General features: G+C 33.0%; 7 protein-coding genes. 6 read left to right on the top strand and 1 reads right to left on the bottom strand.

The genetic code is table 11. The features are described from left to right. Window positions 1-250: 250 nt before the first annotated feature. The 5 genes from CAN42_RS07590 to CAN42_RS07570 all read left to right on the top strand — a co-directional run bounded on the left by CAN42_RS07590 (window position 251) and on the right by CAN42_RS07570 (window position 9,962). A complete protein-coding gene (locus CAN42_RS07590) occupies window positions 251-3,508 on the top strand; it encodes a helicase-related protein (protein ID WP_085876186.1) in 3,258 nt (1,085 codons plus the stop codon). After that, window positions 3,501-4,118: a DUF4391 domain-containing protein gene (locus CAN42_RS07585; RefSeq protein WP_085876185.1), complete on the top strand. Its 618-nt coding sequence runs from the start codon at window positions 3,501-3,503 to the stop codon at window positions 4,116-4,118. The genes CAN42_RS07590 and CAN42_RS07585 overlap by 8 nt, the downstream gene beginning before the upstream one ends. Further along, on the top strand, window positions 4,111-5,994 hold the full coding sequence (locus CAN42_RS07580; protein ID WP_085876184.1) for a site-specific DNA-methyltransferase: 1,884 nt from the start codon (window positions 4,111-4,113) through the stop codon (window positions 5,992-5,994). The genes CAN42_RS07585 and CAN42_RS07580 overlap by 8 nt, the downstream gene beginning before the upstream one ends. 1 nt (window position 5,995) lies before the next feature. Beyond that, entirely contained in the window at window positions 5,996-9,109 is a 3,114-nt protein-coding gene (locus CAN42_RS07575; protein ID WP_085876183.1) for a type III restriction-modification system endonuclease, read from the top strand. Between the two features lie 100 nt (window positions 9,110-9,209). Then, window positions 9,210-9,962: a YfjL-like protein gene (locus CAN42_RS07570; protein ID WP_085876182.1), complete on the top strand. Its 753-nt coding sequence runs from the start codon at window positions 9,210-9,212 to the stop codon at window positions 9,960-9,962. Between the two features lie 93 nt (window positions 9,963-10,055). On the opposite strand, the gene CAN42_RS07565 is transcribed toward CAN42_RS07570, so the two are convergent. After that, window positions 10,056-11,198, bottom strand: coding sequence for a nucleotidyltransferase (locus CAN42_RS07565; protein WP_085876181.1), 1,143 nt, complete (start codon window positions 11,196-11,198; stop codon window positions 10,056-10,058). 101 nt (window positions 11,199-11,299) lie between these two features. Here CAN42_RS07565 and CAN42_RS07560 point away from each other — a divergent pair, with 101 nt between their 5' ends. Beyond that, window positions 11,300-12,490 (top strand): acetate kinase, encoded by a 1,191-nt coding sequence (locus CAN42_RS07560; protein ID WP_085876180.1) that lies wholly within the window; start codon window positions 11,300-11,302, stop codon window positions 12,488-12,490. The last annotated feature ends 5 nt before the right edge of the window (window positions 12,491-12,495 follow it).

Here is a 12,495-nt window from a genome sequence, read left to right as displayed (position 1 = left end):
AGTCGTATAAACTAACTACGAAGAAATAATCTTAAAATGTAAAAGACTAATACAAATTAAAATAATGAGTTAGTGTATCTAAGAAAATATAATTAAAAAATAATATGCAAAAGAATATAAAATATAAAGTAATGTTTAATTAACATTTAAAGATGAGAAAAGTTATAAAAAGGAAATTTTGCTTTCAAGCTATGATATAATTAATTCAAAACTTTTTAAATTAATTATATATTTTAGAGAGGTGGATGTTTTGGAACAACAAGTAAAACTAATTGACAATGTAAACAATAGATTAAAAGATGATTTGCAATTAGAAATAAAAAAATCCACAAAAATATCAATAGCAGCAGCTAGTTTTTCGATATATGCCTTTGAAGAATTAAAAAAAGAATTAAAAGAAATAGATGAGCTGAGATTTATCTTTACTTCTCCAACCTTTATAAAATCAAAAGAGAAAAAAGAAAAGAAACAATTCGATATTTTTAGAAAAGAAAGAGAAAGAAGCTTATATGGGACAGAGTTTGAAGTAAAACTTAGGAACGAAATGAAACAAAAAGCTATTGCAAGGGAATGTGCCCAATGGATAAGAGAAAAAGTTTGCTTTAAATCCAATATATCAAACGAAGAAATGATGGGATTTATAAACGTAAACAATAAGAGTTATGCTCCAATACGAAACTTTACAACAGTAGACCTAGGTTGTGAAAGGGGAAATAATGCTTACTTTATAATCCAAAAAACATCAAGGCCCTATAGCGAAGAGTATCTAAGAGTATTTGACGAATTTTGGAATAATGAAGATAAATTGGAAGATGTAACAGATCAAATAATTGAAAGTATAACAAATGTATACAATGAGAACTCACCAGAATATTTATACTTTGTTACCTTATATAATATTTTTAATGAATTTTTAGAAGATGTATCAGAGGACGAACTACCAAACGAAGCTACAGGATTTAAGAACAGCAAAATTTGGAATATGTTATTTAACTTTCAAGCAGATGCAGCCTTGGCAATTATAAACAAGTTAGAGAAATATAATGGATGTATATTGGCTGACTCAGTAGGACTTGGTAAAACCTTTACAGCACTTGCCGTAATGAAATATTATGAAAATAGAAATAAAACAGTCCTAGTTCTCTGCCCAAAAAAGCTATCAGAAAACTGGAATACATATAAGGGCAATTACATTAACAATCCTATAGCTGAAGACAGGATGAGGTACGATGTATTATTCCACACAGACTTAAATAGGGATGGTGGATATTCCAACGGAATAGACCTAGATAGGATAAACTGGGGAAACTATGACTTGGTTGTGATAGACGAGTCTCACAACTTTAGAAATGGTGGAAATATATCTGAAGATAATGAAAAAGAAAATAGATATGCAAAACTTCTCAACAAGGTAATAAGAAGAGGAGTAAAGACAAAAGTATTAATGTTATCTGCAACACCAGTAAATAATAGGTTCAACGACTTAAAAAACCAACTAGCCCTATCCTATGAAGGAGATAGCAGTTTATTAAATGACAAATTAAAAACAAGCAAGAATATAGAGGACATATTTAGACAGTCACAAAGAGCCTTTAATAACTGGAGCAAACTAAGCCCAGACGAGAGAACAACAGATAGACTTTTAAATTCTCTGGAATATGACTTCTTTGAACTACTTGACAGTGTCACAATAGCAAGATCAAGAAAGCACATTCAAAAATACTATGACACCAAGGATATAGGGAGCTTTCCAAAGAGAAGAGTACCAATATCAAAAAGACCAGGTCTAACAGACTTAAAGACCACAGTAAATTATAAAGATATTGCCGAGGTATTAAGCTCATTAAATTTAGCAATCTATACTCCATCAGACTTTATACAAGACAGCAAGATTTTTAAATACACAGATAAGTACGACGCAAAACACGTTCGCGGAGGACTAACACAGTCAGGACGTGAAAAGGGAATAAGGAGACTTATGGCTATAAACCTAATGAAGAGGTTAGAAAGCTCAGTCCATTCCTTTAACCTAACCTTAAAAAGAATAAACGAACTTATAACCGAGACAATTAATAAAATTGACAACTTTGAGAAAAACAAGATGAATGCAACCCTAGACTTGGAATATTTTTCAGACATGGATCTTGACGGAGATGACATGGAGGACGATAGATTTGTAATAGGGCGAAAGGTTCAAATAGACATTGAAGACATGGACTATATATCTTGGAGATATGCTCTAGCTAGGGACAAAGAATACCTAGACCTTTTAATATCCATGGTAGACGATATAAGACCAAAGCACGACATAAAGTTACAAACCCTTTATGAACTTATTGATGATAAACAAAGACATCCAATAAATCCTGGAAATAAAAAGATACTAATTTTCACGGCCTTCGCCGATACAGCAGACTATCTTTATGAAAATGTATCAAAATATGTCAAGGACAAATATCACTTAGAGACAGCCCTTATTACAGGAACAACAGATGGAAAGACAACACTAAAATCAGCTAAAACAGATTTAAACACAGTCCTTACTTTATTTTCACCAATATCAAAGGGAAAAGATCTTATATTCCCAAATAGAAAAGAAGAAATTGATATCTTAATAGCAACAGATTGTATATCAGAAGGACAAAACCTTCAGGACTGCGACTACTTAATAAACTATGACATACACTGGAATCCAGTTAGGATAATTCAAAGGTTTGGAAGAATCGATAGAATTGGTTCAAAAAACAGTGAAATCCAATTAGTAAACTTTTGGCCCGATGTAGACCTAGACGAATACATCAACCTAAAGGGAAGAGTAGAAGGAAGGATGAAGGCTGTCAATCTAAGTTCTACAGGCGACGACAATGTCCTTACACCAGAGGAAGAAGTTGAACTAGAATACAGAAAGAAGCAGCTGAAAAAACTTCAAGAAGAAGTAGTGGACTTAGAGGACATGAACACTGGAGTAAACATAATGGACCTAGGACTAAATGAATTTAGACTAGACCTCTTAAACTATGTAAAAAGTCATCCAGAGATAGAAGAAGCACCTAGGGGAATGAATGCAGTAGTTGGATCAAGAGAAGGACTTGATCCAGGAGTAATCTTTGTCCTTAAAAACATAAAATCAAGTGTAAATATAAACAATCAAAATAGACTTCACCCCTTCTATATGGTTTATATATCTAATGAAGGGCAAGTTCTAATAAATCACTTGCAGGCAAAATCCATCCTTGATGCCTTTAGATTACTTTGCAAGGATAAAACAGAAGCAGATAGAGAACTCTGTAGACAATTCAATAAAGAAACGAGAAATGGAAAGGACATGTCAGAGTATTCGACACTCTTAGAAGAAACTATAGGGTCAATAATAGAAGTCAAAGACGAAGATGAAATAGACAGCTTTTTATCTGGAAAGGAAATGAGTTTCTTTGACGAAAAGATTGAAGGCTTAGATGACTTTGAACTAATAAGTTTTCTAGTCGTAAAGGATCAAGACAATGTTTAAATTACCAGAATCTACAAATATAAAAAAAATAATATTTAAAAACAAAATATTTGACAAGTATAGGGATGAATTAAAAGGTAAGAAAAAGGAAAAATTTGATAGGGAAATTGGAAGAATAATTATCATAAATGAAATCTCAGAAAAAACTATTAAGCTTCCCAAGACCCAAGAAATATCATCAATCTTTGTAATAAAAATTGAACTCAAGACCAGGGACTACACAGACTCTAATATAGTCCTAATAACAAAACTTTTTGGGCAAAATATACTTTATATCCTAAACTTTGAAGATGAATATAAGTTGGCAGTCTACAAGGATAAATTAATCACAAGTCCATGGAACAAAGAGGACCAAATTGATTTAAGCCTACAAGGCCTAGACCTACTAAGCGTCTGGGAAAATTTAATAATAAAAGTTGGAGACATAGACCTTGAAGATGGAAAGACCCTGGAAGAACAAATAGAGATAGATGATAGAAGGACAAAATTAGAAAAACTAATAGAGCAAACAAGAAAGAAAATGGGAAGAGAAGTACAGGCAAAGAGAAAACACGAACTATTTAAAGAAATAAGAAAGTACGAAGAGGAGCTAGAGAGGTACAATGGATAAGCTAAATATGCAGACAAAAAACTTGGCAGATGAAAAGTTTGAAAAATTAAAGGAACTTTTCCCAAATGCAATTACTGAAAGCATAGATGAAAATGGTAATCTTGTAAGGGCAATAGATAAGGATGTACTTGCACAAGAAATATCCAATGAAGTTGTAGAAGGTAGAGATGAAAGATACCAGTTTACTTGGCCTGAAAAAAGGAAAGCAATCCTAAATGCCAATGCACCCATATCAAAAACCCTAAGACCTTGCAGGGAAGAAAGCCTAAATTTTGATGAGACAGAAAACTTATATATCGAAGGCGACAACCTAGAAGTTTTAAAACTCTTACAAGAAACTTATTTAGGCAAGGTAAAGATGATTTACATAGACCCGCCATATAACACAGGCAGTGACTTTGTTTATAACGATGACTTCGATGCTTTGTACAATGACTATAAATTTATAAATGGCGACTATAATAAAAATAATGAAAGATTAGTTCAAAATAAAGAAACTAATGGACGCTTCCACACAGACTGGCTCAATATGATTTATCCAAGACTAAAATTAGCTAGGAATCTATTGTCTGATGATGGTGTTATTTTTATAAGTATGGATGATAATGAATATGCAAATTTAAAGAAAGTTTGTGATGAGATATTTGGAGAAAAAAATTTTATATTTGATTTGATTAGAAAAACCAAATCAACAACAAATGATGCTAAAACAGGTGTTAATATACAGCATGAAAATTGTTTAGTATATGGAAAGCAATATGATGCTGTAAATTTATTGGGAGGTGAAAAGAAACTTGATAGATATTCAAATCCAGATAATGACCCAAATGGAGATTGGATATCAGATAATCCTAGTGCTAAAAGCGGTAATATGGAAACTGGATTTTTTCCGATTGTGAATCCATATACTGGAAAGGCAGACTATCCTCCGAAAGGTGCATTCTGGAGATTTTCAAAAAACACAATGCAAAAACATATAGATTACGGAACTATAACTTTTAAAAAGGAGCATAGAGATAACGAGAGAGGATTTATATATAAAAGATATAAAAAAGACTTAAAAACAACAAAGAAAACAATGGATAGTTTAGAATTTACAGATAATCAGTACATGAATCAAAGAGCTACTAAAGAATTGTTAAGCTTAGGTTTAGTAGAATTTTTTTCATATCCTAAAGGAATAGATTTTATAAAAAAAATGGTATTACATGGGTCTGATGAGGAATCAATTATTCTCGATTTCTTTTCTGGCTCAGCAACTACCGCTCATGCCGTTATGCAACTAAACGCCGAAGATGGTGGCAATCGTAAGTATATTATGGTGCAACTTCCGGAAGAAACTGATGAAAAATCTGAAGCCTACAAGGCTGGTTATAAAAATATCTGTGAAATAGGTAAGGAAAGAATTCGTCGTGCTGGTAAAAAGATTCTCGAAGACAATAAGGACAAGGATGGGATTGAAAATCTAGATATTGGCTTTAGGGTTTTAAAGACTGACACTTCTAACATGAAAGATGTCTTCTATAGACCAGGAGAGCTAAATCAAAACTTCTTAGACAACTTAACAGATAATATCAAAGATGATAGAGGAGCTGAAGACCTCTTATTCCAAGTAATGCTAGACTTGGGAGTGCCACTTTCATCTAATATCCAAGTTGAAAACATTGATGGAAAGGAAGTTTATCTTGTGGACCAAGGCTACCTAATTGCATGCTTTGACAGAGATATTGACGATGACTTAGTGACAAAAATTGCCAAGAGGGGACCTGCTTTTGCAATCTTTAGAGATTCCTCCATGGTAAATGATTCTGCCTTAAATAATTTTGACCAAATATTTGAAAGACTTAGTCCTGAAACTACTAGAAGGGTGATTTAGTATGAAATTTAATTTTAGGATACAGGATTACCAAACTAGGGCTGTAGAATCTCTTGTAGATGTATTTAAGGGACAGAGGAATTCCAGCGGTATCAAGTACAGGATTGATCCAGGTACAAAAAAGATTACTAAAAACCAACAGAGAAAAATGGACTTTGATAATACTGATAAAGTTTTTGATGATGAAGTCATTGAATTAGGTTTTAAAAACAATGAACTTGATCTTGGCAAGACTGAAATGCTTAATAATATAAGGAGTGTTCAGTTAAACAATAATATAAGGACTTCAGACTCCCTTATTGATGGGCAGGGTGCCTGTTCTCTTGATATTGAAATGGAAACAGGGACTGGTAAGACCTATGTTTACATCAAGACTATGTATGAGCTCAACAAAAATTATGGATGGTCCAAGTTTATAATTGTTGTTCCTTCTATTGCTATTCGTGAAGGTGTTAAGAAGTCCTTTGAAATGACTGAAGAACATTTTATGGAGATTTATGGAAAGAAAATTAGGTATTTTATTTATGACAGTAAGAATTTAAATCTAATAGACACTTATTCTTCTGATGCTGGAATTAATGTCATGATTATAAACACTCAAGCCTTTAATACCTTGAAGGAGGGTGCAAATAACTCAGCAGCAAGAATTATTTACAGTGAGAGGGACGAGTTTGGATCTAGAAGACCTATTGATGTTATAAAGGCAAACAATCCGATTCTTATTTTAGATGAGCCACAAAAGATGGGTGGAGCTGCCACTCAAAATGCTCTCAAAAATTTCAATCCCTTATTTTCTATTAACTATTCGGCAACCCATGCTAAGGAACACAACCTAGTTTATGCTCTTGATGCTGTTGATGCTTACAACGAAAGACTTGTGAAGAAAATAGAAGTCAAGGGTTTCCAAGTTAAAAACTTTAGGGGAACTGATAGGTATTTATACTTAGATGAAATTATTTTATCTGATAAAAAACCACCAAGGGCAAGACTTGAGTTTGAAATTAACTACAACAAGTCTATAAATAGGGAAGCTAGAATCTTATCTGTTGGCGATAATTTATATGAATTATCAAAAAACATGGAGCAGTACAAGGGATTTTCAATTGCTGAGATTGATCCCATAGGTGGACTTGTAAAATTCACTAATGGAGAAGAAATAAGAAAGGGAGATGTCTCTGGTGATGTGTCTGAGAAGGACATGAGGCTTATCCAGATAAGAGAGACAATAAAATCCCACTTTGAAAAGGAAGAAGAATTATTTAACAAGGGAATAAAAACCCTATCCCTATTCTTCATCGATGAAGTTGCAAAGTATAGGCAATATGATGAAGATGGGGAAGAAGTTCTTGGCGAATATGGAAAGATTTTCGAGAGGGAATATAAGTCAATTTTAAATGAATATATAACTTTGTTTGATACCGATTATGTTAAGTATTTGAAGTCAATTGATGTTCATGATACTCATAAGGGATACTTTTCCATAGACAAGAACGGTAGAATTGTTAATAGTAATGAAAAGGGAACAGAAAAAATTTCCGATGATATTTCTGCTTATGATTTGATATTGAAGAATAAGGAGAGACTCCTTAGCTTTGAAGAACCTACTAGATTTATTTTTTCTCACTCAGCCCTTCGTGAAGGTTGGGACAACCCAAATGTATTTCAAATCTGCACCTTGAAGCATGGCAACAGTGCAACAATGAAGAGACAAGAAGTTGGTCGTGGCCTTAGACTTTGCGTTGATAAAAATGGATACAGGATGGATTCCAAAACGCTTGGCAGGGATGGAGTTCATGATATAAATAAACTAACTGTAATAGCAAGTGAATCTTATAAGGATTTTGTAAGAGACCTGCAAAAAGAAACTAAGGAAAATCTTCACGATAGACCACTAAGTGCTAGCAAGGAATATTTTGTTGGCAAAGTTGTCTACAAAGATGGTGAAGCTCATAAGCTCACAGCTCAAGAAGCAAGCATTTGTTATCAGTATCTTGTTAAGAATGATTATGTGTCTAGTGATGGGGAAGACAAGATAAGTGAAAAATACCATGCAGATTTAGAAAATAACAATCTAGCTCCAATGCCTGAACTTTTAAAAGAAGTAGAAAGAGATGTTCATACCTTAATTCAAAGAGTCTTTAATGACAGTGATTTGGATAAGATGATAGATGATGGACACGAAACTAAAGTGCTTGACAATAATTTAAATGACAATTTTTATAAGAAGGAATTTCAAACTCTTTGGGGATATATAAATCACAAGTATTCTTATATTGTATCTTTTGATAGTGATGAACTTATTGAAAAGTCAATTAAGTCAATAAATGAAAATTTATATGTTTCTCGACTTCAATATACAGCTTCTGTATCAGAACAAAAAGACAATATAACTGTTGAAGAAGCTAAGGAAGGATTTTTATTTAAAGCTGAGCAAACAAAAACTCATAATCTTGACTCCTATGAGACAAGTGATATTGAGTATGACTTAGTTGGTAAAATTGCAGAGATAACTATTCTTACAAGAAGAACTGTTGTTAGAATTTTAAAGGGAATAAATCCATATAAGTTCTTTATGTATAAAGAAAATCCTGAAGAATTTATCAGCAAGGTTTCTAGGCTTATAAAAGAACAAAAGGCTTCAATAATTGTAGAACATATTTCTTATGACGAGATTGATGGCAAGTATGACGCATCAATATTTACTACTGAAAAGAATGGAACAATTGACAAGGCTTATAGGGCTAAAAAACATATAAAACCTTATGTATTTACAGATGGTAGTGCAGACAAGTCTGTTGAAAGAAAATTTGCTGAAGACTTAGACGGTGCTGCTGAAGTTTGCGTTTATGCGAAGCTGCCAAGAGGATTTTCAATTCCAACGCCAGTTGGTAATTATTCGCCAGACTGGGCCATAGCCTTTAATGCAGGAACAGTTAAGCATATTTTCTTTATTGCAGAAACAAAGGGGACTATGGAAAGTCTACAACTTAGACCTATTGAAAAGGCAAAAATTTCTTGTGCAAAAAAACTTTTTAACGAGATCTCAAATAAGGATGTAGTTTATCATGATGTAGATAGTTATGAAAGTTTATTAAATATTATGTCTACCTTATAGGTTTTAGAATTTAAAATGAGAATTAATTATAAGCTCGGGCTAGGCTCGAGTTTATTTTTTATGCTATAATGTAGTAAATTAAATCTTGGAGGTGGCTACTATGAAAAAGGAATTTAATTTAAAAAAATTTTTTATTGGACTTACTATAGTTTGTGCTTTAATTTTATTATTTTTCTATATTGCTTTTTTCGGAAATCCTATTTCAAGAATTATGGCAGAAAAGTCTGCTACTAAATATATCGAGAGTCACTACAAGGACTTGGATTTAAATCGTGACAGAGCTTATTATAATTTTAAGGACGGCTACTATATTGTAAGACTTCGTGATAAAAAAAGTGAGGACACTAAGTTTTATTTGGGCTTTGATTCTTTTGGAAAGTTAAAGCAAGATACTTACGATGATATTTTATTTAACACTGAGATTAGATTATCTGACGAGCTAAGAGAATACGGGTCTAAGCTCCAAGAGAAGTATAGTTTTCCTTATGAAATTTCTTTGACTACAGTTAATGATGGTCTTGAAGAAAAACTCATTCTAGACCAAAAATTTGATTTTAATAATTTTAAGGAAGATTTAAATGCTCAGGCCTTTGGTTATGTTAAAAAGCCAAGCCTTGAAGATTGTTTTGATGCTCTTTGCGATTTGCAAAAAATTATGGATAAGACTTCTTTGAAGGTCACTAAATACTCTGCTATTTTAGTTCCAGAGGAAAATAAGAAGCCTGATGGGGAAGCTGAGTCCTGGGTAGGTTCTATTAGCGTCCACGATGTTCCTCAAGAAGTCTTGAGAAATAAAGATATAAAAGAATTTAAAAATATTTATGAAAAGTCAATAAGCGAAACTAAAGACTAATAAAAAACTCTCATTCTAAGATTTCCATTTTAGGATTTCTTAGGATGAGAGTTTCTTTTTGCTTTTAATTAAAAAATTTGATTTTTTATAAGTTTATAATTTTTTATAGACTTCTCTTGTGAAGTCTGTTTTTAATTTTCCACTTTTTATGTTATACAAGTCACTTGCCAAAACTTCCTTATCAAGCAGCTCTTTTGTGATGCCTGATGATGTGTCGTAAAAGGATTTAAAGGAATAAATTTTATTTTTATTTTTTGATTTTTTAAAAATTTCTAGACCTCTCTCGTCGCAAGCGAGGACCCTTGTGTAGGGATCTTTCAAAGAATTTTTTATTAAGTCTTTTTTGATGTCTAAGAGGATTTCTATGACTAACCTCTTTATCCTAGACCTGCTGTGTCTTTTTGAATGGACTTTTTCTATGAGGTCCTGAAAATTTTCTGCATCGAGATTTTCCAAAATTCTATTTTCAAGTCCTTCTTCATAATCAAAGTAGTCCTTAAAATTTATTTTTTCACTTAGCATCTTGTACTTGAAGATGTCAAAGTAATTTTCTAACTTATTTTCCGCTACTAAGTCATAGCCTGGCAAGAAGTTTGAGACATCTTCACCTTTATAGACTAGGCTTCTAATGTGTGATGCTGATGCAAAGTCATCAAGGGCAAAGTCATCGTGGTGGTTAACATTTTTTCTCTTTATTGAGTGAGCTTCTATAGATGAATTTAATTTTGCAAGGCTCCTAAGGTATTCCATGCCCAAGATGTTGTTGGGTTTTTTTAAAATTTCTTTTTCATCTTCATCTAAGAAGTTCATGGCAAGTTGGCGAGACTTTATAAAGGACTTGCCTTCTGATAAATATTTTTTTAACTTAGCTTCATCAAAGTTCTTGTCAATTTTTTCTTGAAGACTCCTTAAGACTTCAACATTATCTTCGCTTCCAAAGTAAAGTCGATTAATTATGCCCATGGAGTTTAAAATATTTATAGCCCCGAGAGCAAATATTTCTGCGTTAGAAGTTGCGTAGGGAAGGGGGAGCTCTAGGACAAGACTTGCTCCATTGTCTACAGCCTGCCTTGCTCTTTCGTATTTATTAATAATTGCAGGCTCGCCCCTTTGAACAAAGTTGCCAGACATTATGACTACAATGAAGTCTGTGCAGTCCTCTTTTATTTTATTAATTTGATAGGCGTGTCCCTTGTGGAAGGGATTGTACTCGGCTATTATAGAAGCAATTTTCATATTTTTAAATCTCCAATTATTGACTAATGGCTACAACTGTTATAAACTAATTATTAGTTATTATACTATATTTAATAAATTTAAAAAACCGAGGAGGAAATATGAAGATATTAGTTATTAATTGCGGATCATCTTCCCTTAAATATCAACTTATTAACATGGAAACTGAAGATGTGATGGCAAAGGGTTTAGTTGAAAGAATCGGAATTGAAGGTTCAAGAATTAAACACGAAACAATTGGTAAGGAAAAGAAAACTATTGAAACTCCAATGCAAGACCACAAGAGGGCTCTTGAACTTGTAATGGAATCCCTAACAAATGAAGAATACGGTGCAATCAAATCACTTGATGAAATTGATGCTGTAGGTCACAGAGTAGTACACGGTGGCGAAGACTTCGCTCAATCAGTTGTGATTGACGAAAAAGTCCTAAAGGGAATTGAAGATAATGTTGAAATAGCTCCTCTTCACAACCCACCAAACATTATGGGAATCAAGGCTTGTCAAAGACTTCTTCCTAATGTTAAGCAAGTTGCAGTTTTTGATACAGCTTTCCACCAAACTATGCCAGAAGCAAGCTACATCTATGCACTTCCATACGAATATTACGAAAAATATAAAATTAGAAGATTTGGTTTCCACGGAACTTCTCACAGATACATCACTAACAGGGCAGCAGAATTACTTGGTAAGGATGTAAATGAAGTTAACCTAATCACTTGTCACCTTGGCAATGGTTCAAGTATCTGTGCAGTTGAAAAGGGTAAATCTATTGATACATCAATGGGCTTCACACCACTTGAAGGACTTGCAATGGGTACAAGATCTGGTGACTTAGACCCAGCTATTCTTCCATTCATTATGGAAAAAGAAAATCTTTCTACTGAAGAAATCAAAACTCTAATTAATAAAAAATCAGGTGTACTAGGAATTTCTGGAGTATCAAGTGACTTTAGGGATATTGAAGAAGCTAGAGACCAAGGAAACAAGAGAGCAAAACTTGCACTTGATATCTTTGAAAAGAGAGTTTGTGGTTACGTTGGTTCTTACATGACTGAACTTGACCATGTTGATGCAATTGTATTTACAGCTGGCGTTGGTGAAAACTCTATTGAAATGAGAGAATCAATTTGTGCTGGATTAAAATCTCTAGGCATCAAACTTGACCCTGAAAGAAACAATGTAAGAGGAGAAGACAAACTTATTTCTTCTGACGATTCTTCAATCAAAGTTTTTGTTATCCCAACTAACGAAGAGCTTATGATTGCAAGAGATACAAAGGAACTTGTTTAAGTTTA

Source organism: Peptoniphilus vaginalis (genome assembly GCF_900176605.1).
Classification (GTDB): domain Bacteria; phylum Bacillota; class Clostridia; order Tissierellales; family Peptoniphilaceae; genus Peptoniphilus_A; species Peptoniphilus_A vaginalis.
Note: the sequence above shows the minus strand (reverse complement) of the source record. Positions and strands in the feature narration are given on the sequence as shown.